23 protein-coding genes are annotated in these 25,056 nt (G+C 65.5%); 13 read left to right on the top strand and 10 right to left on the bottom strand.

Going from position 1 to position 25,056, the window contains the following annotated elements:
* Positions 1-143 precede the first annotated feature (143 nt).
* The 3 genes from GV068_RS03585 to GV068_RS03575 all read right to left on the bottom strand — a co-directional run bounded on the left by GV068_RS03585 (position 144) and on the right by GV068_RS03575 (position 5,168).
* On the bottom strand, positions 144-1,040 hold the full coding sequence (locus tag GV068_RS03585) for a hypothetical protein (RefSeq protein ID WP_229463659.1): 897 nt from the start codon (positions 1,038-1,040) through the stop codon (positions 144-146).
* A 306-nt stretch (positions 1,041-1,346) separates the two neighbouring features.
* Positions 1,347-3,209 carry a CHASE domain-containing protein gene (locus GV068_RS03580; RefSeq protein ID WP_229463657.1) on the bottom strand — a complete coding sequence of 621 codons (1,863 nt, stop codon included), beginning with the start codon at positions 3,207-3,209 and terminating at the stop codon, positions 1,347-1,349.
* 204 nt (positions 3,210-3,413) lie between these two features.
* The gene (locus tag GV068_RS03575) at positions 3,414-5,168 is read right to left on the bottom strand and encodes a glutamine--tRNA ligase/YqeY domain fusion protein (protein WP_159696033.1); all 1,755 of its coding nucleotides are present in this window, start codon (positions 5,166-5,168) and stop codon (positions 3,414-3,416) included.
* A 144-nt stretch (positions 5,169-5,312) separates the two neighbouring features.
* Between GV068_RS03575 and GV068_RS03570 the strand changes: the two genes are divergently transcribed.
* The 9 genes from GV068_RS03570 (at position 5,313) to GV068_RS03530 (ending at position 12,511) form a co-directional block, all read left to right on the top strand.
* Complete coding sequence (locus GV068_RS03570; RefSeq protein ID WP_159696032.1) at positions 5,313-5,456, top strand: hypothetical protein; 144 nt, start codon at positions 5,313-5,315, stop codon at positions 5,454-5,456.
* A gap of 97 nt (positions 5,457-5,553) precedes the next feature.
* Positions 5,554-5,844 carry a DnaJ domain-containing protein gene (locus tag GV068_RS03565; RefSeq protein ID WP_159696031.1) on the top strand — a complete coding sequence of 97 codons (291 nt, stop codon included), beginning with the start codon at positions 5,554-5,556 and terminating at the stop codon, positions 5,842-5,844.
* Positions 5,845-5,885: 41 nt separating this feature from the next.
* A complete protein-coding gene (locus GV068_RS03560) occupies positions 5,886-6,401 on the top strand; it encodes a hypothetical protein (protein ID WP_159696030.1) in 516 nt (171 codons plus the stop codon).
* Positions 6,398-7,192, top strand: a complete 795-nt coding sequence (locus GV068_RS03555) for a hypothetical protein (protein WP_159696029.1) — start codon at positions 6,398-6,400, stop codon at positions 7,190-7,192. Before GV068_RS03560 ends, GV068_RS03555 begins: the two co-directional genes overlap by 4 nt.
* A gap of 17 nt (positions 7,193-7,209) precedes the next feature.
* Entirely contained in the window at positions 7,210-8,082 is an 873-nt protein-coding gene (locus GV068_RS03550) for a hypothetical protein (protein WP_159696028.1), read from the top strand.
* Between the two features lie 10 nt (positions 8,083-8,092).
* The gene (locus GV068_RS03545) at positions 8,093-9,325 is read left to right on the top strand and encodes an MFS transporter (RefSeq protein ID WP_159696027.1); all 1,233 of its coding nucleotides are present in this window, start codon (positions 8,093-8,095) and stop codon (positions 9,323-9,325) included.
* 127 nt (positions 9,326-9,452) lie between these two features.
* A complete protein-coding gene (locus GV068_RS03540) occupies positions 9,453-11,642 on the top strand; it encodes a TonB-dependent siderophore receptor (RefSeq protein ID WP_159696026.1) in 2,190 nt (729 codons plus the stop codon).
* 46 nt (positions 11,643-11,688) lie between these two features.
* The gene (locus GV068_RS03535; RefSeq protein WP_159696025.1) at positions 11,689-12,063 is read left to right on the top strand and encodes a GFA family protein; all 375 of its coding nucleotides are present in this window, start codon (positions 11,689-11,691) and stop codon (positions 12,061-12,063) included.
* 124 nt (positions 12,064-12,187) lie between these two features.
* Positions 12,188-12,511: a hypothetical protein gene (locus GV068_RS03530; protein WP_159696024.1), complete on the top strand. Its 324-nt coding sequence runs from the start codon at positions 12,188-12,190 to the stop codon at positions 12,509-12,511.
* A gap of 7 nt (positions 12,512-12,518) precedes the next feature.
* Here the strand turns inward: GV068_RS03530 and GV068_RS03525 are convergent, their stop codons facing one another.
* Genes GV068_RS03525 through GV068_RS03500 form a run of 6 tightly spaced genes read right to left on the bottom strand, consistent with a single transcriptional unit; the run spans position 12,519 to position 17,220 of the window.
* Positions 12,519-13,769 carry a CaiB/BaiF CoA-transferase family protein gene (locus GV068_RS03525; RefSeq protein WP_159696023.1) on the bottom strand — a complete coding sequence of 417 codons (1,251 nt, stop codon included), beginning with the start codon at positions 13,767-13,769 and terminating at the stop codon, positions 12,519-12,521.
* 34 nt (positions 13,770-13,803) lie between these two features.
* Positions 13,804-14,163: an adenosylmethionine decarboxylase gene (speD, locus tag GV068_RS03520; RefSeq protein ID WP_159696022.1), complete on the bottom strand. Its 360-nt coding sequence runs from the start codon at positions 14,161-14,163 to the stop codon at positions 13,804-13,806.
* The gene (locus GV068_RS03515; RefSeq protein ID WP_159696021.1) at positions 14,160-14,327 is read right to left on the bottom strand and encodes a hypothetical protein; all 168 of its coding nucleotides are present in this window, start codon (positions 14,325-14,327) and stop codon (positions 14,160-14,162) included. Before GV068_RS03515 ends, speD begins: the two co-directional genes overlap by 4 nt.
* A 10-nt stretch (positions 14,328-14,337) precedes the next feature.
* Entirely contained in the window at positions 14,338-15,777 is a 1,440-nt protein-coding gene (locus tag GV068_RS03510) for a DUF4178 domain-containing protein (RefSeq protein WP_159696020.1), read from the bottom strand.
* Positions 15,777-16,802, bottom strand: coding sequence for an SPFH domain-containing protein (locus tag GV068_RS03505; RefSeq protein ID WP_159696019.1), 1,026 nt, complete (start codon positions 16,800-16,802; stop codon positions 15,777-15,779). Before GV068_RS03505 ends, GV068_RS03510 begins: the two co-directional genes overlap by 1 nt.
* 31 nt (positions 16,803-16,833) lie before the next feature.
* Complete coding sequence (locus GV068_RS03500; RefSeq protein ID WP_159696018.1) at positions 16,834-17,220, bottom strand: DUF350 domain-containing protein; 387 nt, start codon at positions 17,218-17,220, stop codon at positions 16,834-16,836.
* Between the two features lie 61 nt (positions 17,221-17,281).
* On the opposite strand from GV068_RS03500, the gene GV068_RS03495 reads away from it, so the two are divergent.
* From GV068_RS03495 to GV068_RS03480, 4 genes are all read left to right on the top strand, one after another.
* A complete protein-coding gene (locus tag GV068_RS03495; protein ID WP_159696017.1) occupies positions 17,282-18,793 on the top strand; it encodes a polyamine aminopropyltransferase in 1,512 nt (503 codons plus the stop codon).
* Positions 18,793-20,394 (top strand): NAD(P)/FAD-dependent oxidoreductase, encoded by a 1,602-nt coding sequence (locus GV068_RS03490; protein ID WP_159696016.1) that lies wholly within the window; start codon positions 18,793-18,795, stop codon positions 20,392-20,394. Before GV068_RS03495 ends, GV068_RS03490 begins: the two co-directional genes overlap by 1 nt.
* 111 nt (positions 20,395-20,505) lie before the next feature.
* Positions 20,506-21,885, top strand: coding sequence for a kelch repeat-containing protein (locus GV068_RS03485; RefSeq protein WP_159696015.1), 1,380 nt, complete (start codon positions 20,506-20,508; stop codon positions 21,883-21,885).
* 77 nt (positions 21,886-21,962) lie between these two features.
* Positions 21,963-23,210 carry a b-glycosidase gene (locus GV068_RS03480; RefSeq protein WP_229463648.1) on the top strand — a complete coding sequence of 416 codons (1,248 nt, stop codon included), beginning with the start codon at positions 21,963-21,965 and terminating at the stop codon, positions 23,208-23,210.
* Here GV068_RS03480 and GV068_RS03475 read toward each other — a convergent pair.
* Positions 23,207-24,973, bottom strand: a complete 1,767-nt coding sequence (locus tag GV068_RS03475) for a cation:proton antiporter (RefSeq protein ID WP_159696014.1) — start codon at positions 24,971-24,973, stop codon at positions 23,207-23,209. The genes GV068_RS03480 and GV068_RS03475 overlap by 4 nt on opposite strands.
* Positions 24,974-25,056: the final 83 nt, after the last annotated feature.

Raw genomic sequence — 25,056 nt, 5'->3', positions numbered from 1 at the left:
ACCTCCTGGTCATTCGGTCCAGGTTGGACATCCGCTCAGCTCAACAGTTCAGTTTCTACACGTAGCGATGACAGCGCCAAAAAAACGGCCGGTAGGCGCGTTGCGCCGTACCAGCCGTGAGGGGAACGAGTGAGGGAAACGAATCAGGCTGCGTGAGCCAGCGCCTTGCTGGCTGCATCGGCCTTTGCCTGTGAAGGCTTGTTCGGCGAAGAGCAATAGGCGAATGCTTCGTTGGCAGCGTTGCCCGGCTTGTTCGGTGACGAACAGTAAGCGGTCGCGGCGCCGGCTTCAAACTGCCTGTTCGGCGAGGAGCAATACGCGCTGGCGTCGTTGCCGGCGGCACGCGGTTTGTTCGGCGAGGAGCAGTAAGCGTAGGTCGCGGTGGCGGCCTGGCGTGGCTGGTTCGGCGAGGAGCAGTAGGCGTAGGTGCCATGGCCCGGCTTGTTCGGTGAGGAGCAGTAGGCGTATGCGCCTTCGGCCGACTTGTTCGGCGAGGAGCAGTAGGCATGCGCGTTGGCAGCCTCGCCCCGCTTGTTCGGCGACGAGCAATAGGCGGTCGCGGCATCGGCAGCGAGCGGCTGGTTCGGCGAAGAGCAGTAGGCGTATGCAGCGCCGGTCTGGAGCGGCCTGTTCGGCGAGGAACAGTATGCGTAGGCGGCGCCGGCGACGTCGAAGCGTTTGTTCGGCGAGGAGCAGTAGGCGTAAGCGTCGTTCGCAGCCGCCCCGGCGCCGAATTCGGCGTCGTAGATTTGGCGCATGCGCTCGCCGCCGGCGGCGTGGTCGCCATCGTTTGCGCTGGCGCCGATGCCGACATAGGGATAGTGGTGCAGGAAGTAGCCGAACACGGTCTCGCAGTCGAGTGCGTACTTCATCGTGTCCAGGATGTGGTAGTGCCAGAAGGTGTCGACGTCGACGCTGGGCGATGCTCCCGAGTCGGGATATTTCTTCATCAGGTGGAGGAAGCGGCGGTACTCCGCCTCCACCGCGTTGGCCCGCAGTGAGGACCAGCCTTCGCCGGACTCCACATGCATCAGTTTCATTTTGATCGGGGCAAGATCAAGCGTTTCAATCGCTGCGAATTCATTGGTCGACATTGTGATCACCTTATGGTTTCAAAGTTTATATAGGCATTTCTTTTTATCCCTAGTTTGAAGCGGTACGTCAGACTGTCCCTCCTGAATGAAGTGAACGTTACGCGTTAATCGGAAGCCGGAAACTGCTCGTTGACCGGAGGCAGTGATAACAATTGTCATGCGGACGGTCAGTGTTAATTTTGCGTTCTGTCAAGCAAGAAACTGCTGTGCGGAAATGCGACATACGGATACGGGCGCCATTGCAACACATGCTCATCCCACCGTGGACAGGACCAGGTTGCTGTCCTGCGCGGTCAGGCCGCGCACGCTTTGCTGCAGGCTGACAGGAATGGTGACGACGATGGTGGTGCCGGTATCCGGTCCGCTGCTGATCGAGAAACTGCCGCCGAGAATATTGACCCGTTCTTCAATGCCGACCAGTCCGAACGAACCGGTACGGTTGCGGCTGCCCGGCTGCATGCCGATGCCGTTGTCGCGAATCGTCATGGTCAGCATGTCGGCGTGCTGGTGCAGGTCGATGCGCACCTTGCTCGCGCGTGCATGCCGCGCCACGTTGTTGAGCGACTCCTGCAGGATACGGAACAGGGCGGTCGCGCATTGGTCGTCGAGGTGGTGTTCGTTCTCGTCTTCGACCAGCTCGCATTCGATGCCGGTGCGGCGCGCGAAGTCGCTCACCTGCCAGTCGACCGCCGCATTCAGGCCGAGGTCGAGCACGTTCGGGCGCAGGTCGTTGATGATCTGGCGCACGCTGCGGATCGTGCTGTCGATCTGGCGCACCGTGGCGGCGGCCCGCTCGTGCAGGCGGCCATGTTGGTCGCGCGTGCGGTTGGCCAGGATCTCGGCCTCGATCTTCAGCGCCAGCAGGTTCTGTGCGAGCTCGTCGTGGATCTCGCGTGCGATGCGCTTGCGTTCGCCTTCCTTGATCTGTTCCGCGTGCGCGGCCAGTTGGCGCAGTTTCTCGTTGGTGGCCTGCAGCTTGGCCTGGCTCGCGCGCAGTTCGCGCGTCATGTCCTCGGCCATGCGCAGCGCGCTGCGGCGCGACGAGGCCATGGTCTGGAACAGCGCGTAGAGCAGGGCGGTGCTGAGCGAACCGGCCAGCGCGGCCAGCCACGGATAGAACAGGTCGAAGCGCGTGTACAGGGCCGACTTGGCGATACTGAATTCGGCGTGCCATTTGCGCTGGTTGAATTCGATCGGCAGGGTGGCCCGCAGCAGCCCGGCATCGTCGAGCAGGCGCGGCGTGCGGACTTTCGCTTGCACATGGCTGTCGTACAGGACCGCGCTGGGCCGCTCTTCGCCCGGCGCCGGCGGTACGTCGTTGAGGTCGGTGAGCACCAGGCGCACGCCATTCACCGGGAAACCTTCGAGTGCGCCATTGACCATCTTGTTGACGCCGAAACCGATGCCGACCGAGCCGATGTAGGCCGCGCGGCGCTGGGTTACGGTGTCGATCGGCATGCCGCTGCGGTACACCGGCAGGCGCATTGCCAGGATGTTCTGGGTCGGGCCGGAGCCGGGCAGGATGTTGACCCGCAGGCCCGAGGCGGCGATCGTGTTGTTGTCGCGCGATTCCGCCGCCGTGCGCCGGATATAGCTGTTCGCTTCCAGGTCGAGGCCGAGCTTGTCCAGCGATTCCGGGATCGCCGGTTCCATGTAGACAAGGACCGTATAGGTGTCCCGTCCGGGCACGGGCCGCAGCTTCCTGGCAGGCTCCGGCATGCCGTATTGGCGCAGGCGACGGCGTACGTCGGCATCGACCGCCGCCAGGCCGCCCGGGCCGACCGTGCGCGCATAGTTCATGGCTTCGATGCCGGGAAAATTGCGGCTGATGTCGAGCTGCTCGACGTAGTGGCGGAAGTCGTCGGCGCTGGCGTCCGGATTGGCATGGAACAGTCCGGCCATGCCACGCAGGACGTCGGTATAGCTCTTGATGCGCGCGTCGATGGCGTACTGGGCGGTGCGCGTCATGCCGCGGAAGCGCGTCGAGGCGTCGCTTTCGATGGCTTCGGCCGTGGCAATGTACAAGGCAGTGCCGACCGTCAAGGAAAGCAGGGCCCCGGTCAGCATCGCTGTCGGCATGGCGACAAGATGGGTATGGGGGCGGCGGGGCGACATGATCCGTAATCTCGCTTGCTAGGTGAACTCGTCGCGTTAATGCGACAAACATTCATACGCTAAGCTTGTTTAGGAAACGAAGAACCTAGTAGGTTTGCTAGGTTTGGCGAGAATGCAACAAAGTAGAAAAAGTGGAAACGTTCTCGAAAGAAAAAGGCCCCGCAGATGCGGGGCCCTTCCATGCAAAACAGGCGCTAAGCGCGCTTATTTGCCCCAGCTGTCCTTCAGGGTGGTCACGCGGTTGAACACCGGTTTGCCCGGCGTCGAATCGACGCGGTCGGCGACGAAGTAGCCATGGCGTTCGAACTGGAAGCGCTGGTCGGCCACCGCATCCTTCATGCCCGGTTCCAGGTAGGCGGTCACGGTTTCCAGCGCGTTCGGGTTCAGCGCGGCCTTGAAGTCCTTGCCGCCGGCGTCCGGCTGCGGTTCCGTGAACAGGCGGTCATACAGGCGCACTTCGGCTTCCAGGGCGGTGGCGGCGCTGACCCAGGTGATGTTGCCCTTGACCTTGTAGTTGTCCGCGCCCGGCGTGCCCGACTTCGAATCCTCGAAGTACTTGACGTGCACCGCGGTCACCTCGCCGGCCTCGTTCTTGTCGAAGCCGGTGCATTCGACCACGAAGCCGTACTTCAGGCGCACGCGCGCGCCCGGCTGGTCGCCCACCGGCGGCGTGAAGCGGTGGTAGCCCTTGGTCGGGACTTCCATGAAGTCTTCCTGCTCGATCCACAGCTCGCGCGTGAACGGGAAGCTGCGCATGCCCATCTCCGGATGGTGCGGGTGGACCGGCGACGAGCACGCGACCGATTCGCCTTCGGGGAAGTTGTCGACGATGAGTTTCAAAGGACGCAGCACGGCGATCGCGCGCGGCGCCTTCGGATCGAGGTCGTCGCGCAGCGCGCCTTCCAGCGTGCTCATGTCGATCCAGCCGTCGGCCTTGGACACGCCGATGCGCTCGCAAAACAGCTGGATCGATTCCGGCGTGTAGCCGCGGCGGCGCAGGCCGACGATGGTCGGCATGCGCGGATCGTCCCAGCCCGTCACCACACCCTCGTCGACCAGCTGGCGCAGTTTACGCTTTGAGGTCACGACATAGGTCAGGTTCAGGCGCGCCATTTCGTACTGGCGCGGCACAGGGCGCGGGAAGAAGCCGCCGTCGGCCAGGGTCTCGACCAGCCAGTCGTACATCGGGCGGTGGTCCTGGAATTCGAGCGTGCAGATCGAATGGGTGATCGACTCCAGCGCATCCGAAATCGGGTGCGTGTAGTCGTACATCGGGTAGATGCACCAGTCGTCGCCCGTGCGGTGGTGGTGCGCATGGCGGATGCGGTACAGCGCCGGATCGCGGTTGGTCATGTTCGGCGAGGACATCGCGTCTTCGCTCATCTTGGCGCGCAGGATGTGTTCGCCATCCTTGTACTTGCCGGCCTTCATGTCGCGGAACAGTTGCAGCGACTCTTCCACCGGACGATTACGGAAAGGCGAGTTGGTGCCAGGCGTCGAGAAATTGCCCCGGTTCTTCGCCATCTCTTCCGGCGACTGGCTGTCCACGTAGGCCTTGCCTTCGCGGATCAGGTATTCGGCCATCTCGTACAGCTTGTCGAAATAATCGCTGGCGTAATGCAGGTATTCGCCGTCGCCCTGTTCCCAGGTGAAGCCGAGCCATTTCACGGAATCCATGATGGTGTCGACGTATTCCTGATCTTCCTTCTCCGGATTGGTATCGTCGAAGCGCAGGTGGCAGCGGCCGTTGTAGTCGCGCGCCAGGCCGAAGTTCAGGCAGATCGACTTGGCGTGGCCGACGTGCAGGTAGCCGTTCGGCTCCGGCGGGAAGCGGGTGATCACGGGCGGCATGCCCGGGCGCGCATGGGTGCCCGCCGCCAGATCGTTTTCGATAATGGCGCGCAGGAAATTAGACGACGGGGCATTGCCCGTCGCCGGGGTGTTCTTCTCGTTGCTCATGAAAAAAGAGTTTTGGATAGGTAAAGTTATAGACATTTTACCGTAACGCAGGAGCTGGCTGCCTCTGTATGTGGTGGAGCGCACGGTCAGACACGTTGAGCAGATACATACTGGGGACAATCGACCCATATGCAAGGCTCAACTATGAAAACCCTCGCTACCCATCCGGAACTGGTGCGCGCCTGGCTGCTGGCCCAGGCCGGCATGCCGCTGCCGCCACTGAAACAGGCCCGCCCCCAGGTTCCCGCCGAGAAGCCGCAGCCCCACAAGAAGCCCTTCAGCCACTGAATGGCTGGCCATCTGGGCAACTTGTCGTTTTCTATAGGATAATCTCGTTTTTGCCGTTTTGCGGCGCTGCCTGACGGCCTGTGCCGGGAGAGTTTCTTTGGAAAATTTATATGCGATCCTCGGCGTCGCGCCGAATGCCAGCGACGACGAGATCAAGAAGGTCTATCGCTCGCTCGCGATGCGCTACCACCCGGACCGCAACCAGGCGCCGGGCGCCGAAGCGCGCTTCAAGGCCGTCACCAAGGCCTATGAAATCCTGTCGGATCCCGCCAAGCGCGCCGAATACAACCAGAGCGTCAACCACCGTATCGTGCTCGACGCCGAGGCCGAAGCTTTCGAGCTGTGGCGCTCGCTGTTCGCCTTGAACGGCGTAAACCTCCAAGCCTGACGGCCGGCGCAGCCGCGCCATCACGAACAACAGGACACACAATGAAAAACGTACATCCCGAATTCTCGTTCCAGTCGCGCGAGCTGGAAGGGCAGATCGAGGGCACGCTGGGCGACCCGCCCAACAGGAAGAACTACGACATGATGGTCAGCGCGCTGGTCTCGGAATACGCCGCCGGCTCCGGCCTGGACGACGTCAACCTGATGGCCTTCGCACTCGTTGATTGCATCAAGTTCAAGGACCCGAAGGGCCTGATGCGCGAAGCGGCCGACTACGAAGGCAGCGATCCTGCGCGCGTGTTCGCGATGGCCGAGTGCGACTCCGAACAAGGCCGCGCCATGTACGAGGCGATGACGGCCAATTATCCGGAGCTGGCGCGCCAGGCCATCATCACGGCCTTCCTGTACAAGAACCAGGCCCGCTGGGAAGACGAAGACCGCGATCTCGCCCGCCTCGGCGAAGGCGACGAGGGTGAGGATGACGACGACCTGGACGGCACCGCCGCCAGCGACGACTTCACCCAGCTGTTCGATCCGGAAGGAGGAGAACGCGAATGAGCGACGAATCCAAGGAAAACAAAGGCGCCAACCTGCCGGCATTGACCAGGCAGGTCAGCGAACTGGTGCTGGCCGGCTCGCTGGAGCACGCCGAAGAAGCGTTCTCGGCGGCCGCCGACGAGCATGGCGACTACGCCGTCGTCGAAGTGCTGTCGACCCTGCCGCCGCAAGTGACCGCGCTGCACCTGTCCGGCTTCGACGGCGCCAAGACCTCGGTCGCGACCCTGCTGGTCCCGCCCAAGGCCTGGGCCGAGAGTCTGGCCTACATCGCAGCCACCTGGCCGGACAACCTGATCGAGGACGATCCGGAACGCATCGCCGAGAACCTGTTCAACCACGTCCACGGCATCGTCTACGCCAACGACGACGAGGACCGCCGCCACGAGCTGCTGCAGGAAGCTTCCGCTACCGACCACGGCGCCACCGTGTTCGCGATCCTGTGGTCGCTGGCGCCGAAAGAGATCCTGGAAGTGGCGGGCGAAATCCTGTCCAAGGGCCGCTACGTCACCGCCCAGACCAGCGGCGACAGCGACATCGCACCGCTGGCGGTCGACCTGGCCAAAGCCAGCGAGGACGGCTGGGAGCGTTCGCTGCTCGAGCTGTTCCCGGAATTCCGCCACAGCGCCGAGATGGCCGACGTCGAGCTGCCGGACGATCCGGACGAGGAATCGCCCTTCATGCAGCGCAGCACGCGCGAACTGCTGTACCGCCTGCGCAAGCAGGTGCCGTCGGTGCGCAGCATGCCGCGCCGCGGTACCCGCCGCAGCATGGGCACGGACATCTTCTCGTGAGCGGAGCGCCTGGAGCCATGCTGCCCGCAATCGTCATCGAGAAGCCGCCGCGCCTGGTCCGTGTGATCAAGCTGTTGGCGACCGAGGCCACCCCTGACGAAGCCGTGGTGCTGGCCGACGAGCTATCCGGCATCACCGCGATGGTGGCCGAAAAGTTCACCAACGACCGCACCGCCGAAGGCATCCAGCGCGCGCAGCTGCTGACCGTGGGCGGCGTTTCGCTGGGTCTCGAGCACCTGTGCGACAGCGATGACGACCTGGACGCGCTCGACATCCTGATCGAGGAGGGCGCCGAGCTGGTGTTCCAGCAGGGCTTCCGTCTGGTGAAGGAACTGTCTGCGCTGCCCGAGGACAGCCTGGTCGGCGAGTACGACACGGACCCCGTGTATTCGCAGCGCCGCCTGAAGGAACTGTTCGTCGACCTGTGTACGGCCGATCCGGGCGAGAGCTGGACCGGCTACGAACGCTACATCGGCCAGCTGCAGCAGCGCCAGGGCGTGCAGGCGATCGTGCGCGCGGCCCAGTGGATTCGCCGCCACCACTACGAAGGCCCGATCAACGACCCGGACCTGAACGCGGAAGGCGTGATCGCGCTGGCGATCATCTTCGCGATCGAGGGCGGCGGGCGCATCACGGCGCGCACCGGGCAGAAGGAATTCGAGCGCCTGGTAAAGTCGGTACGCAAGAACGATTCGGACTTCGAGGCCGGCTGGGCCGCGCTGATGGCGCAGGTCCCGGCGGCGCACCAGCCGATCATCGCGGAACGCATCGCAACCTACCGCGAGCACTGCACGGTGCTGCAGCACATCAAGACCAAGGCGACGATGAAGCAGCTCTTCACCGAGCTGGAAAACTACGCCGGATCCGAGCTCGACCCGGACCTGCCGTAACGGCCGCGAGATGAACACGGCGCGCGGTCCGATCGCGGCGGGAAGCCCGGAATTCCGCCGCATCAACCGCGCCATGGCCTTCGGCGGCTTCTCGGTGTTCGCGCTGCTCTACTGCGTCCAGCCCCTGATGCCGCTGCTGGCGCGCGACTTCTCCCTCACTCCCGCACAAAGCAGCCTGGCGCTGTCGGTGTCTACCGCGACCCTTGCCGTGGCGCTGCTCATGTCGGGCAGCGTGGCCGACCGTATCGGCCGCAAGCAGCTGATGGTGGCCTCGATGTATGGCGGCGCGCTGCTTACCTTGCTCTCCAGCTTTGCCCTCGACTACACCCAGCTGGTCGGGGTGCGCGTGCTGCTCGGCCTGGTGCTGGGCGGCCTGCCGGCGGTGGCGATGGCCTACCTCAGCGACGAGATCGAAGGCACTTCGCTCGGCCTGTCGATGGGCATGTACATCAGCGGCTCCGCCTTTGGCGGCATGAGCGGGCGGGTGCTGTCCTCGGTGATCAGCGACTTCGTCTCCTGGCGCGTCGCGGTCGGGCTGCTGGGTGCGGCCGGCCTGTATGCGGCCTGGGAGTTCTCGCGCAGCCTGCCGCCCTCGCGCCATGGCGAGTCGAAGCGGGTGCGGGGGCCGGGCTTTCTCGCCGGCCTGCGCACCCACCTCGCGGACGAAGGCCTGCCCTGGCTGTTCGTGCTGCCGTTTCTCCTGATGGGCTGTTTTGTGAGCCTGTACAACTACATCAGCTACCGCCTGCTTGCGCCGCCGTTTGGCCTCAGCCAGAGCGCGGTCGGCGCGGTGTCGCTGCTCTACCTGCTCGGCATGTTCAGCTCGATGTGGGCCGGGAAGCTGGCCGACCGGCTCGGGCGGCGCAACGTGCTGTGGCTGTTCATGGCCGTGATGATTGCGGGCCTCTTGGTGACGCTGCACGATTCCGTGGTCGCCATCGTGCTCGGCACCGGGCTGGCGACCTTCGGTTTCTTCGCCTCGCATTCGGTCACCAGCAGCTGGGTCGGTAGGCGTGCGCGGCCGCCCCAGGCGCTGGCCTCGGGCATCTACCTGTTCTGCTATTACGTGGGTTCGAGCGTGGTGGGCTGGTTCACCGGCTACGTGTGGGAGCACTGGGGCTGGAGCGGCGTGGTGGCCGTGCTCGGGGCGCTGCTGGGCGTGGGATTGGCGATCGCGCTACGCTTGCGTTCACTGGCGCCGGCGACGCCGCTCGCGCATGGCCCCGACACTGAAAACAGCTGAGGCGGTAGTCCACCCGAGCTCATCCGGCATCGCATCTATGCCAGATGAATTGTTTTGGCAGAAGTAATGGTTGTGCAGGCCGAGTAGGGCACAATGCCGGTCCCCACTCGTTTTTGGCTGTACTCGCATGCTTCGCCCATCGTTCATCGCCCTTTGCATCGCCACGCTGCCGGCCGACGCGCAGACCACGTCCACTTCCATTCCCGGTGAGCCCGCTCCCGTGAAAAAGGCGGAAACGCCGGCCAAGATCCAGCAGGTCGAGATCAAGGGTAACGCCAACACCTACGACCCGCGGCGCGACGACACGGCCAGCAAGATCGTGGTGACGAACGAGGAGATCAAGCGCTACGGCGACACCTCGGTGCTCGACGTCTTCAAGCGCCTGCCGGGCATCACCGTCAGCGGCGCGGCCGGGCGTGGCGGCGGCGAGATCCGCATGCGCGGCCTGGGCAGCGGTTACACGCAGATCCTGATCAACGGCGAGCGGGCGCCGGCCGGCTTCTCGATCGACCAGCTCTCGCCCGATGTCATCGAGCGCATCGAGATCCTGCGTGCGGCCAGCGCCGAGTTCTCGACCCAGTCGATCGCCGGCACCATCAACATCGTGCTCAAGAAATCGGTCCAGAAGGCGCAGCGCGAAGTGCGTGTCGGTGTCGGCAAGAGCCGCGACGCGACCAATCCGAATGCGAGCCTGCAGATGTCGGACCGGCGCGATGCCATGTCCTACTCGGTGAGCGCGAACGCCATGCTCTACGATTACGACCGCCAGTCGCCGGTCGAGGAATCCATGACCACACCCGATGGCCGGCTGACGATGCTGCGCCAGACCCGGTCCAGGGACAAGGGCAATCCGTACAACATCAGCCTGGCGCCGCGCATCAACTGGAACGGCGAACAGAGCGGCACGCTCACCTGGCAGTCGCTGCTGGCTGCCAGCCGCAACAGCTACCATGGCGACGCGGTGACGGATACGCTGCTCGGCCCCGCGCCGCTGTACGACCTGCGCGACACCGACAGCCGCGGCACCAACGCGCTCCTGCGCTCGGACCTGAACTGGGTACGCAGCCTGGCGGAAGGAGCGAAGGTCGACGTCAAGTTCGGCATCAACGGCATGCGCAATCGCGGCACCTGGCGCGAACACGACGATAGCGCCGGCCTGCGCGGCCGCGACGCCGTGGTGCTCAGCCGCACCTCGGAGCGGGGCCTTACCTCGACCGGCAAGTATTCGACCCCGTGGAAAACCGGTCATGCCCTCTCGGCGGGCTGGGACGGTGGCTACACCCTGCGCGACGACTCCCGCATCGAGGACGAATTCTTCCCGCGGAGCAGCCGCAGTGTGCAATCGGACGAGCGCTATGAAGCCACGCTCAAACGCCTGGCCCTGTTCGCGCAGGACGAGTGGAACCTCACGCCGCGCTGGTCCATGTACCTTGGGCTGCGCTGGGAAGGGCTGGAGACGACCAGCGAGGGCAATACCTTCGCCACGACGACGAATCGCAGCAGCGTCTGGAGCCCGCTGGCGCAGACCCTGTACAAGCTCCCCAACAGCCGCGACCAGCTGCGCCTGGCCCTGACGCGCACCTACAAGGCGCCCAACGCCAGCAGCCTGATCCCGCGCCGCTTCACGACGCCCAACAACAGCCAGACCGACCCCGACTTCCGGGGCAATCCGGATCTGAAGCCGGAACTGGCGACCGGCATCGACGCATCCTACGAGCACTACTGGGCCGAGAAGGCGCTGCTGAGCGCCAGCGTATCGATGCGCCGGATCCAGGACTTCACGCGCCAGGGGCTGATCCTGGAGAACGGCCGCTGGATCCAGACCCCCGTCAACGATGGCGATGCGGTGACGCGCAGCGTCGAGCTGGAAGCCAAGTTCCCGCTGTCGGCGGTGAAGAAGGGGGCGCCGGACGTGGACCTGCGCGCCAGCGTGTCGCGCAACTGGTCGCGCGTCGAGCAGGTGCCGGGTCCGTACAACCGCCTCGACCAGCAGACACCGTTCTCGAGCACGCTGGGCGTCGACTGGCGCGCGCCCGGCGGCAAGCTGTCGGCAGGCTCCAGCTTCGCCTTCAAGAGCGGTGGGCCGGTGCGCATCAACCGCAACCAGTCCGGTTACCAGAGCGTGCGGCGCGACCTCGACATCTACGCGCTGTACAAATTCAATCCGAAGTACCAGCTGCGCTTCGCCGTATCGAACCTGCTGCGCCAGGACTTCCTCGACGATTCCCTGTACACGGACGCGAATGGCACGCAGCGGCGAACGAGGGTGTTCCCGGGGTATGCCATGGCGCGCCTGACCCTCGAAGCGCGTTACTGAACGATGGCCTTACAATGGACGGCTACCGAACCTTGAGGAGCCGTCCATGTTACGAGGAAGCTGCCTGTGCGGCGCCGTCAGCTATACCGCTGCGGGCCCGGTCGAAAGCGCCAGCCACTGCTACTGCACGATGTGCCAGAAACAGCACGGCGCCGCTTCCGGCACATATGCCAACGTCGCCCGCGCCGGCTTGACGATCGAGCGTGGCGAGGACTTCGTCACCGAATACGCCTCGTCGAGCCATGCCTGTCGCGCCTTCTGCCGGCAGTGCGGCTCGACCCTGTTCTGGCGCAGCGAAGAGTCGCCGGAACGCATCGCGGTCACCCTCGGCACGCTGGACACGCCGTTCACCGATCCGGTCGAGATCGAACTGTACGCCGACACCAAGCCGTCCTGGCTGCCGCTCGCGAATCCGGACTGAGTGCCTCGAACGCTGACCCAGGCTTGACGCGCGCACGGCTGAAATGTGCGCTTGATATCGCCGGCAGGAGGACTAAAGTGATTGATTCCAGCGGATACGCCGCATTACTTTCAGGAGGTCAATCATGTTGCAACCTGCCGAAATTCAACAGCGTTTCAGCCAGATCCAGCAAACGATCAATCAGGCCGAAGAAGTGACCAGGAACGACCAGGGTGCGCCCAGCGACATTCGCGACTGCATCCAGAAAATCGCCCACGAAATGCCGGAAGCCCAGAGAGTCATGCAGTCGAACGACCAGTCGCAGATCGTGCAGTGCATCGACCGGCTCGAGGAGCTGGGCGACCAGGCGAAACGGATGGTCCGGAATGGCCAGCCATCGCCGCAGGTCGCATCGGTGGTGACGCGGGTGCATGACGTCCTTTCGGACCTCAAGCACCAGCTGCATTGAAACGCGCTTAAACGATCCCTTTGCCGCGCAGTGCGACAATCTCCGCCTCGCCGAGGCCCAGCACATCGTGCAGCACTTCATCGGTGTGCTGGCCCAGCAGGGGCGGGGCCTTGTCGCTGGTGGCCGGCGTGGCCGACATCCGGATCGGATTGCGCACCAGCTTGACCTTGCCCGCCGCCGGGTGCGGCAGTTCGATCGCTACTTTGCGCGCCTGCACCTGCTCGTTGGCGAACACCTCGCCGATGTCGTTGATCGGCCCGCAGGGCACGCCGACCGACTCCAGCAGCGCAATCCACTCGTCGCGCTGCTTCTCCTGCACCATCTCCGCCAGGATCGGCACCAGGATGTCGCGGTTCTTCACGCGCAGCGGATTGGTGGCGAAGCGCGCATCCAGGCCCAGCTCCGGACGGCCGCCTGCTTCGACGAACTTCTGGTACTGGCCGTCGTTGCCGGTGGCGACGATGATGTGGCCGTCGGCGCAGGCGAAGGTCTGGTAGGGCACGATGTTGGCGTGCGCATTGCCCCAGCGCTTGGGCGGCTTGCCGCTGTTGAGGTAATTGCTGCCCATGTTGGCCAGCATTGCCACCTGGGTGTCGAGCAGGGCCATGTCGATGTGCTGGCCTTCGCCGGTACGGTCGCGGTGGGTCAGCGCGGCCAGCACGGCGACGGTGGCGTACATCCCGGTCATCAGGTCGGTCAGGGCCACGCCAGCCTTTTGCGGGCCGCCGCCCGGCAGGTCGTCGCGTTCGCCGGTGACCGACATCAGGCCGCCCATGCCCTGGATCAGGAAGTCATAGCCGGCGCGGTGGGCGTAGGGGCCGTCCTGGCCGAAGCCGGTGATCGAGCAGTACACCAGGTCGGGCTTGATCGCCTTCAGGGTGTCGTAGTCCAGTCCGTAGCGCTTCAGGTGGCCAACCTTGAAGTTCTCCAGCACGACGTCGCAATGCTCCACCAGCTCGCGCAGCAGCTGCTGGCCTTCGCTGCTGGCGATGTCCACCGTCAGCGAGCGCTTGCCGCGGTTGGCTGCTAGGTAATAGGCCGCTTCGCTGGTGTCGTTCCCTTCCGCATCCTTGGCATAGGGCGGGCCCCAGGCGCGCGTGTCGTCGCCGTTGCCGGGACGTTCGATCTTGATCACGTCGGCGCCGAGGTCGGCCAGGTTCTGCGAGCACCAGGGGCCGGCGAGCACGCGCGACAGGTCCAGCACGCGGATGTGGCCGAGCGCCTTCGGCGGTACGGAAGGAATGGCTGCTTGCGTCATACTGTACCTGGAGGTTGTCTGGACAAGTCCCGGATTATAGCTGTCCGCGCGCCATGGTCTGTACCGAACGCGTAGCAGGCTTCAGCGCCGCGTCGATCACATCGAGCGCGCGTCCGGGCTGGGCGTCGCCGCACATGAAGATGTCGGCCGCGGCGAAGCCATGTTCGGGCCAGGTGTGGATCGAGATGTGCGATTCGGCCAGCAGCAGCACCCCGGTCACGCCCAGGCCAGGACCGAAGGTGTGGAAGTGGCTGTGCAGGATGCGCGCGCCGGCCGCCAGCGCGGCTTCGCGCAGCAGTGCGTCGATCGCGTCAGGGTCGACGAGGAGGGCGGCCTCGATGCCGGCCAGGTCGGCCAGCAGGTGAATGCCCGCCGGGCGGTGCGCCGTCGTCACTTGTGGCCGCCGCCCGAGTAGCCGCCGCCGCTGCCGCTGCCATAGCTGTGGCTGCGCCAGCTGTTGCCGCCGCCGCTGCGGCTTGACGATGCCATGCTGACCCAGCAGATGACGGTCGTGATCAAGGTGACCGCGATGGCGTAGAGGATGAATTTAGTTCTCATGCAGGCCCAATTATTTTTCCGGACTCAAGAGCAGCGGCAGGAACAGCGCAATGGCCCCTACCAGCATCCAGGCCAGCGTCGCACCGAAATTGGCGACCAGCGGGATGAAGTTCAGGCCGAATATCCACAGCAAGGCCTTCCATGCGATATCGCCGGCGCTCGAGGGCGCCTTGGTCTGTTTCGGCGCAACCGGCAGCTTGAACCAGGCGCGCACCTGGTCTTCCGCCACCGGCGTCGAGCGCGACCAGGTCAGTTCCTCGTTGGTATGCTCCGCCGCCAGCCCGTTCTGGCCGTGCTCGTACTCGGCCACGTCCACCATGTCGCCGGCCGCCACGCGCCAGTTGAAGGCGCCGGCCGCGTACAGCACGCGTGCCTGGTAGACCCAGGTGCGCTTGTATTCCACCTTATCGACCTGCACCGCGTTCATGGCCGGCAGGGGAGGCGTCGGCCAGTCGTCCAGCACGTCCGAGCGCGACCAGCCTTCGTTCGTCTCGACCAGCCAGAAGAACGGCCCCTGGGTCGAGTACAGCAGGTATTCATTCCAGGCTTCGCCCTCGTTGTCCTCGCGCCGCATCACGCCCAGCACGCGGTAGTCGTGCGCGCCGATCTTGGCGATCGCACCCAGGGTCAGGGTGAAGGGCACCCGCTCGTTCTGCTCGCCCTTGAGCAGCACTTCGACCTTCGGCGTGGACGCGTCCAGGCGCGCGCTGCACGAGGGGCAGACGCAGTTCGCGGCCAGGCCGGGAATGTAGCGGATCGAGGAACCGCAGGACGGGCACTGCAACACGTCGACCTTGCCGCGGTACTTGCCGGCGCTTGCCTTGATCTGTTCGTCGTCGCGCAGCAGCTGGCATTTCATGCTTTCCAGCGTCACCGCATTGCCGGCGTACAGGATGGGGGGCGTGCCGTCCGAATAGTCGAGGGTGGCGAAGCTCGGCCCGCGCCGGAAGTCGGCCACGCGCGCTTCCCAGCCTTCGCCGACCCGGAACGGCAGTTCGCCCTGGCCGCCGGTGCATTTCGCGATCCGCTTGTCCGAGGCCACATAGGGGCCAAAACCGACGTCGTACTGGCGCGTGACCTTGATGTCCTCGAAGGCGGGCCAGCCGGGCGCCAATTCGCGCTTGGTGGTCATGACGTACTGGCCGGAGCTGTCTCCGAGCCAGCCGTCGAGACCGTCATCGAACAGCAGGTACCACTCGTTCCACATGCCGGCGTCATAGCGCAGCTGGATGCGGCCCACCACGGTGAAGCTGCGTCCCGCGTGGATGCCCGAGGTGCCGAGCTGGATGCGCGAATAATCCTCCAGCACTTCCGACATCTTGCCGAGGTCGCGCACGGCGCCGGCTTCCTTCAGGACGGTCGCGCGGCAGTACTCGCACACCGCCAGGACGGAGGCGTGCGAGCGAAACTGGACCGGCGCCCCGCAGGAAGGACAGGAAACGGTCTGCATCAGCCGATCAGTTTCTTCAGCAGCTCGGCCTTGGTGCTGTCATAGTCGCCCTGCGAGATCAGGCCCTTGTCCAACAGGCCCTTGAGCTTGGCCAGGCGGTCTTCGATCGACTCGGAGCCGACCGGCACGCTAGCCGGCTGCGGCGGAGCGAAGGCTCCCTGCATGCCTTGCGCCATGGCCTGGCCGATGGCGATGCCGGCACCGGCGCCGGCCCCGATGCCGGCGACGCCGCCTTCGTTCTGGGCCGCCAGCGGGATGCTGCTCGCCACCTGGAACTGGGTGAAGCCGCCCATCTTGTCGGCGCCCAGGCTGGCCTTCATGCCGGCCGAGATGCGCTCGTCGAGGGCTGCCTGCAGTTCTTCCGGCAGGCTGACGCTGGCGACGTTGAATTCGTCCAGGCCAATGCCGTAGCGGCCGAACGCGGTGGCCAGGTCGCCGCGGATCTGCTGCGCCATCAGGGTCTGGTTGGCGGCCATGTCGAGGAAAGCGATCTTGGAGGCGCCCAGCGAATTGGCCATGGTGGCCAGCATCAGGCCGCGCAGCTGGTCTTCGACTTCTTCGCGGGTGAAGACGGCGCGGGTGCCGCTGATCTCGGTGAAGAACAGGCGCGGGTCCGCGATGCGATAGGAGTACATGCCGAAGGCGCGCACGCGGATCATGTCGAAGTCAAGGTCGCGGATCGTCACCGGCTGCGGCGTACCCCACTTGCGGCCGGTCTGCACGCGCGTGCTGAAGAAGTACACGTCCGACTTGAAGGGCGAGGCGAACAGCTTGTCCCAGTTCTTCAGGTTGGTCAGCACCGGCAGGGTGGAGGTGGTCAGGCGGTGCGTGCCCGGGCCGAACACGTCCGCCACGCGGCCTTCGTCCACGAACACGGCGACCTGCGACTCGCGCACGACAAGAGTAGCGCCGTTCTGGATTTCGAAGTCCTCCATCGGGTGGCGCCAGGCGAGAACCCCTTCGCCTTCCTCGTTCCACTGCAGGACGTCGAGAAACTGCTTCTTGATGAATGAGCCGAGAGACATGATGGTTCCTCTTTATGCAGGTGGGGTGAAGTCAGGAGATGCTGCCCGCGTTGATCAGGCCGATCGACAGCGAGATGGCGCCGAGCAGGGTGCCGAAGCCCAGGTTGTTGTGTTCGATCTGGTCCTTCGACATGCGCAAGAGGCGGGTGGCGATCACGAACACCAGTACCTGGATGAGCATGGCCAGCGCGGCCCAGCCGCAGAATTCGTAGTAGTCGTCGGTGTGCATCAGCGCCGAGGCGATCGTCACCGAAAAGCCGAGCAGGGTGCCACCCAGCGACACCGCGGCGGCGCAGTTCCCCTGGCGGATGAGCAGCACTTCGTCATAAGGCGTGACCCGCGTGTACACCACAAAAAATGCCAGAACCAGCGCGATCGCCGTCGCAAGATGGAGCACATAGTTTAGGATGGCGGGCACAACATTCTCCAGAGAAAATAATCGGGTTGCAGCACAGCGATCTTAGAACAAAAGTTGTTCAATGACCAAAAAAATTCTGATCCTTTCGGTATTCGTTGTCGCTTCCTGCGGACTCGCTTACGAACTTATTGCTGGTGCATTGTCCAGCTACCTGCTGGGCGACTCCGTCCTCCAGTTTTCCACCATCATCGGCTGCTATCTGTTCGCCATGGGGGTGGGGGCGCACTTCTCGAAATACGTGCGCGACGAAGACGTGCTGTCGCGCTTCATCGACATCGAGCTGGCGGTCGGCCTGATCGGCGGGCTCTCGGCGGCGACGCTGTTCATGACCTTCACCTGGATGGGCGCGCCCTTCCGCATGGTACTGTACGTGACCGTGTTCCTGATCGGGGCGATGGTCGGCATGGAAGTGCCGCTGGTGATGCGCGCGCTGAACGAGCGCCGCACCGAATTCGCCGAGATCGTCAGCCGCGTGCTGACCTTCGACTACCTTGGCGCGCTGGCCGTGTCGCTGCTGTTCCCGCTGGTGCTGGCGCCGCACCTCGGCCTGGTGCGTACCGGCTTCCTGTTCGGGATGCTCAACGTGGGCGTCGCGATGTGGACCTTGTACGTGTTCCGCGCCGAGCTGGATCGCCTGCGCGGCAAGGCGATCCGCGCCTGCGTGGTGCTGTTTACGCTGGTGCTGGGCTTCGGCTTCTCGGACCGCATGGTGGAGTGGGGCGAGCATGGCCTCTTCGGTGACGACGTCGTCTACTCGACCACCACGCCCTACCAGCGCCTGGTGATCACGCGCTGGAAGGACGACCTGCGCCTGTACATCAACGGCAACCTGCAATTCTCCTCGCGCGACGAATACCGCTATCACGAAGCCCTGGTGCACCCGGCGATGCAGGCGCTGCCCTGGGCGAAACGGGTCTTGGTGATGGGCGGCGGCGACGGCCTGGCGCTACGCGAGATCCTGCGCTATCCGCAGGTGGAAGAAGTGACCCTGGTCGACCTCGACCCGGCCATGACGCATGCCTTTGCGACCCGTCCCGAACTGGTGAAGCTCAACCAAGGATCCCTCAAGGACAAGCGGGTCAAGGTGATCAACGCTGATGCCGGTATCTGGCTGCAGAAGGAAGCGGGCATGTACGACGTGGCCATCGTCGACTTCCCCGATCCGTCCAGCTTCGCCCTCGGCAAGCTGTATTCGGTGCCGTTCTACGGCATGCTGCGCAAGCATCTGGCGGCGAATGGCTTGATCGCGGTGCAGTCGACGTCGCCGTTCTTTGCGCCGAATGCTTACTGGACCATCGAAGCGACGCTGCGTGAAGTGGGCTTGCAGACCTGGCCGTACCACCTGTATGTGCCGTCCTTCGGCGAGTGGGGCTTCATCATGGCCTCACCCCAGGGCCGCTTTGTGCCGCCCACCAGCTACCGCCTGCCGATGCGTTACCTGAACGGCGAAACCACGCGCGCCATGTTCGACTTCCCGCCCGACATGCCGCGCCGCCCCATGGCGCCGAACCGCCTTGACACTCAGTCGCTGGTGCGCGAGTTCGAGGAAGACTGGCGCCAGGTGATCCGCTGATGGACCGCCGTTCCTTCCTGCTCAGCGCGGCCGGCGCCGGGGCTGCCGGGCTGGCGACGGCGGCCGGCTTCTATCGCTGGCAGGAGGTGACGCCCTCGGTGCACACGCCGGGCCGTGCAGAGGGCCACTTCCTGCGCGACCGCGGGCAACTGCCGCCGCCATCGTCGGCCATCGACACCGACGTCCTCATCCTCGGTTCCGGCATCGCGGGCCTGAGCGCCGCATGGAAGCTCGGGAAGCTGGGGCACGAGGACTTTCTCCTGCTCGACGGGCCGGAGGCCTTTGGGAACGCCGCCGGCAGCCGCTACGGCGACCTGGCCTGCCCGACGGGCGCACATTACCTGCCGCTGCCGGGACCGGAATCCAGCCACGTGCGCGAGATGCTGGCCGACCTCGGCATCCTGCTGCGCGGCGCCGACCAGGACAAGCCGTACTACGACGAGCGCTTCATCCTGCACGGGCCGGAAGAACGCTTGCTGCGCGACGGCGTCTGGCACGAGGGCCTGGTTCCCGCCGACGCGGTGGATGCGGCCGAGCACAAACGCTTCTTCGACGCCATGGCGAACATGCGCCACCTGCGAGGTGGCGATGGCCGGCGCGCCTTTGTCTTCCCGTTGGCGCTGTCCTCCAGCGATCCTGAATTCACGGCATTGGACGGCCTCAGCTTCGCACACTGGCTTGGCGAGCAGGGCTACCGCTCCGCCACGCTGCGCTGGTACCTCGACTACTGCTGCCGCGATGACTACGGCGCCGGCATCGAGCGCGTCTCCGCCTGGGCCGGCATCCATTATTTCGCAGGCCGCTGGGGCCAGGCCGCGAATGCGGACGAGAATGCGCTGCTGACCTGGCCCGGCGGGCTGTCACCGCTGGCGGAAGCACTGGCGGCAAAGGCCGGACCGCGGCGCCGGGCGGGAACCGCGGCTTCCGTGCGCGAAGTCGACGGCAAGGTCGAGGCGCTGTGCTTCACGCTGAAGCAGGGCAAGCCAAACACCTTCCTCGTGCGCGCCCGCCGCGCGATCTGCGCCATGCCCCTGTTCGTCGCCAGCCGGGTGGTCGACGGCATCGAGCGTTACGGCTTCGATCCGGACAAGCACCTGCCGGACTATGCGCCCTGGATGGTGTCGAACTTCCTGATGCGCGACTTCCCGCGCGAGCTTCCCGATGGCCAGCTGGCCTGGGACAACGTGGTCTATGGGGGCAGGGGGCTCGGCTACGTCGTCTCGACGCACCAGGACATCCGCTCGCGCCCGCCCGAGAAGACCGTGTTCACCGCCTACACGGCGCTTTCCAGCCGCACGCCCCTGGAAGCGCGGCGCTGGCTGCAGTCGGCCAGCCCCGAGGCGTTGCTGGAGCTGGCGGGCAGCGACCTGAAGCAAGCCTATGGCTGGGCCTTCGCACCTTGCGTCGAACGTGTGGACATCACCCTGCGTGCGCATGCGATGGCGGTGCCGCGGCCAGGCTTTCGCAGCAATGCCGGCCTCGCGGCCTTGCGCGATGCGGACGGTCCGCTCCTGTTCGCGCATGCGGACCTCTCCAGTCTCTCGGTCTTCGAGGAAGCCGCCTGGTGGGGGTGTCAGGCAGCGCGGCGCGTGCTGGGCTGATCGCACAAATCGGTACATCTTTCCTTCATTTGCACGACAATTTCGCGCAAGTTGTATGAGGTCGTCTGGCTAGACTCGGCGTATTGACATGACGTACACGAGACAGCTTCCATGAAACGACGAGATTCGCTGCGTGCGCTTGGCGCGCTCCTCTTCACCGCGACTGCCGCAGGCTGCGGCGGCGGAGGGTCCACTGACGCGCCAGGTCCAGCGCCCGCCGCACCGAAAATCGACGCCTTCGTCAGCGACAAGGCCAGCCATTTCGTCGGCGATAGCGTCAGCGTGACCGCCACCTTCAGCGGTGGCGCCGGCCGCATCGAACCGGGTGCGATTCCTGTGACCAGCGGGGTACCGCTGCAGCTGGGGCCCCTGAAGGGAGATACCACCCTGCGCCTGGTCGTTACTGCCGGCCAGGCCCAGGTGAGTCGCGAGCTGGCGCTGAAGCTGAGTTACCGCGAGCGTTTCACGCCGGTGGCGATGGCCTTTGCCCGCGGCCAGCACCGGAGCGTCGAACTACCGAATGGCAAAGTGCTGGTGCTCGGGGGACGGGACCTGGGCGCCACGTATCCGGTCGCCGTCATGTCCTATGACGTGCAGGCGAACACCTTCAGCCAGGCCGGTACGCTGCTGACCGGGCGCGTGGGCCACACCGCCACCGTCCTCGCCGACGGCACGGTGCTGATTGTCGGCGGCGCCCGCTCGCTGACGGGCAGCCCTATCGCCGAACGCTTCAATCCGGCCACGGGAATCTCGCGCGCCACCGCGACGCAGCCGCTGCACTCCCGCAGCCTGCACAGCGCCACCTTGCTGGCGGACGGACGGGTCTTGTTCATCGGTGGCGTGAGCAGCGCCGCGAATGCGGCGGCCAGCACGGCCGACCTGTTCGATCCGGCCACCGACCAGTTCACCCGGCTGCCGCTGACCCTGGCGAGAGACAGGTTCGGGCATGCGGCCCTGCCGGTGACGCCGAACACGGTCGTGATCTATGGCGGCGCGACGCTGGCCAATCACGCGGCGCAGCCGGAGCTGTTCGACGTGTCGGCCCTGGCGACCAGCACGGCGGCGCTTCCCGCGCACGACGCCGCCCCGCGGTACGGCACGGCCGTCGTGCGTACCGCCAGCGGCGACTTTGCCGTCATCGGCGGCGTGAGTCCGGACGACGGCACCCTCTACGCGAAGATCGCGCTGGTCGCAGGCGGCGGCATCGCGTTCAAGGACGGCGGTCAACTGCTGCAGCCGCGGCTCTCGCATGCGGCGGCGCCGCTGTCCGATGGCCGCGTGCTGGTTGCCGGCGGCATCACGACCGACGGAAAGGCCTCGTCCAGCACCGAGCTGTATGCGCCCGTTGCGCGCAATGCGAGCGCCGGCCCGGTGATGGCACGGGCGCGCACGGAACACACGGCGACGACGCTATCGAACGGCAAGGTCCTGGTGATCGGCGGCCTCGGTGACGACGACGTGCCGCTCGCGTCCGCGGAACTGTTCGAATAGGGCGCTCGGCCGGGCGAACCCGTGGCATGCTATTCCTTTGCCTGGATGATCCAGGCGAGCACCCAAAGGGGGACAGCATGGCACAACGCCCGGGGATCTTCCCCACCTTCTTCCTGTCCGGCTTCGAATGCTCCAATTTTCTCTGGGGCGAAGAGCGTGTGCGGCGTAACCTGGTCGCGGAGACCGGACACGATCGCCACGCCGCCGAGGACTACCGGATCCTCAACCGGCTGGGAATCGCCGTCGCCCGCGAAGGCATTCCCTGGCCGATGGTCGACCGCAATGGCTGCTGCGACTTCTCGATCCTCGATCCGTTTATCGAGGCCATGAATGCCTCGCAGGTCCTGCCGATCTGGGATCTGTGCCACTACGGCTATCCGGAAGATCTCGACCCATTTTCGGATGCTTTCGTGGAGCGCTTCGCCACCTATTGCCGCGCCGCCGCCGAATATGTGATCCCGAAGGTCCGTGGCCCGCACTTCTTCACGCCGATCAACGAGATCACCTTTTTCTCTTACTGCGCCGGCGAATGGGGCTGGGCCGCGCCCTACCGCTGCAGCCGCGACGACCGGATGCGCCTGCGCGTGGCGCTGTGCCGGGCAGCGATCGCCGGCGTGAAGGCGATCCGCGAAGTCGACCCGCAAGCGCGCATGGTACACATCGATCCGCTGGTGCGGGTGGTAGCGCCGCGTGACCGACCCGACCAGGTCGAGGCCGCGCGCCATGAAACCGAGTCCGACACCTTCCTGGCCTGGGACATCATTGCCGGGCGCGAGCACCCCGAGTTCGGCGGCTCACCCGAGATCCTCGATATCGTCGGCGCCAACAATTACTCCTTCGGCCAGATGGAATACCGCGAGCAGGGGCCGCATGCGCCACTGGCGCCGGGTGACGACCGCATCGCGCCACTGTGCGACATGCTGGACACGGTCTGGCAGCGCTATCGCCGGCCGATGATCATCGGCGAAACCAGCGGCCTCGGTCACGGCCGCGCCGACTGGCTGCGCGACGTCATGGGCGAGTCGCTGGCGGCCGTCCGGCGCGGCATGGACCTGCAGGGCGTCTGCCTGTTTCCCGGCATCGACATGCCCGACTGGCATACCGGCGAATGGGTGAACAACGGCATCTGCGACATCGCCGAGGAAAACGGCGTCTTGAGGCGGGTGCCGCACCAGCCATACGTCGACGAACTGCGGCGCTGGCAGAAGGAACTGAACCGGGTCACGGAACTGGACGTGGATCCGTTCAGCGATCCGGTTGAACTGCAGGACGTGATCGATGCGGCCTATCGGCTGAATATGCAGCCGGATAAGAACTGGTCCTAACGGCTTTTCGCCAGGTCCGCTTCGGGCTCCAGCAGCTTTGCCGCAAACAGGTCGCGCTCGTGGTCGACGATGCCGTCGACCAGGCGCTCGTCCAGCCCCATCGACTCCAGAACGAAGGCCGACAGCTGCAGGCTGGCTTCCAGCGTCTCCGGCACCACCACGCTGGCGCCGGCCTGGCGCAGGGCGCGCGCGTGCTTCTCGTCGCGCGAGCGCACGAACAGGCGCGCGTGCGGGTATTCGCGGCGGATGCCGCGTACTGCTTGCAGCGCAGACGCCGGATGGTCCATGGTCAGGACGATGGCAGGCGCCTCGTCGGCATGCACCCGGCGCAGCAGCTCGGGGCGCGAGGCGTTGCCGAAGTAGACTGGCTTGCCTTCGGCGTGCAGTTTTGAAACCAGCTTGGCGTTGCATTCGAAGGCGACGAAGGGGATGTTCTGCTCGCCCAGCAGCTTGGCCAGCTGCTGCCCCACGCGGCCGAAACCGGCGATGATGACGCGTCCGCGCGCCGACGCCAGTTCCTGGTCGTCGGCTGCCGCGGCCTGTTGCAACGCCGCGTGTTCGTGGCGCTCGCCGATGGCGCGGCCGAGGCGCGCCAGCAGGGGCGTGATGAACAGCGACAGGCCCACCACCAGCATCACGCGGGCGCCCAGGCTTGGGTCCAGCACCTTCGAGGTGATGGCGTAGCCGATCGCCACGAAAGCGAATTCGCCGCCCTGGCCGAGCAGCAGGCCGCCCTCGACGGCGCGGCCCCAGGGCAGGCCGCCGATGCGCGTCAAGAGCGCCACCACGACGGCCTTGATCAGCACCAGCCCCGCCAGCGCGGCGCCCAGCAGCAGGGGCGCTTCCAGGATCTGGCGCGTGTCGATGCTCATCCCGACGGACATGAAGAACAGGCCCATGAGCAGGCCCTTGAAGGGTTCGACCATCAGTTCGACTTCGTGCTTGAACTCGGTCTCGGCCAGCAGCAGGCCGGCGATCATTGCGCCCAGCGCCATCGACAGGCCGGCCGCGGCGGACAGGCCTGCGATGCCGAAGGTGCTGAGCAGGATCAGGGCCATGAAGACGTCCGGCTGGCGGTGCTCGGCGAAGGAGCGGAACAGTTTGTGGACCACGCGTCCGCCGACCAGGTAGATCAGGGCTATGGCGATGGCTGCCTTGGCTAAAGTCGTGATGGCCAGCATGGCGACGCCATCGCCTGCGCCACTTCCCAGCGCGCCGATCAGGAGCAGGATTGGCACCACGGCCAGGTCCTGCAGCATCAGGATGGCGAAGGCGGCCTGGCCGAGGCGGCTGCCGGTGGCCTGCTGCTGGGCCAGCAGCTGCATGACCACGGCGGTGGAGGACAGCGACAGCACCAGGCCGAGGATGACCGAGGCCTGCGTATCGAGGCCGTACAGAATCAGGGCGCCGCCGATCAGGGCGGCGGTGATCAGCACCTGCGCAGTGCCGGCGCCGAAGACCCAGCGCCGCATGGCCCACAGGCGGGCCGCCGAGAGTTCGAGGCCGATCATGAACATCAGGAACAGCACGCCGATTTCGGCCAGCATCGAGATGCCATCGTCGCGCGGGAAGGTAAGGAAGGCGAGCCAGGGAAGGTCTTCCGCCAGCAGGCCCAGGCCGAAGGGGCCGACCAGGGTGCCGACGGCTAGGAAGCCGATCACCTGGTTGATGCGCAGGCGCTGCAGGGTGGGGATCAGGATGCCGGAGAGGATCAGGAAAAGCAGGATCTCCCGCAGGAAGGGAAATGCGTGTTGCTCTTGCACGGTGGGGCGTCCGGGTGGTTGTTTGCCCGGGATTGTAGCGTGGGCTGGTGTCGGATCGACGGAATTGGATCCCGGCCTTCGCC

The organism is Massilia sp. 9I (assembly GCF_902506415.1).
Taxonomy (GTDB): domain Bacteria; phylum Pseudomonadota; class Gammaproteobacteria; order Burkholderiales; family Burkholderiaceae_D; genus Telluria.
Note: the sequence above shows the minus strand (reverse complement) of the source record. Positions and strands in the feature narration are given on the sequence as shown.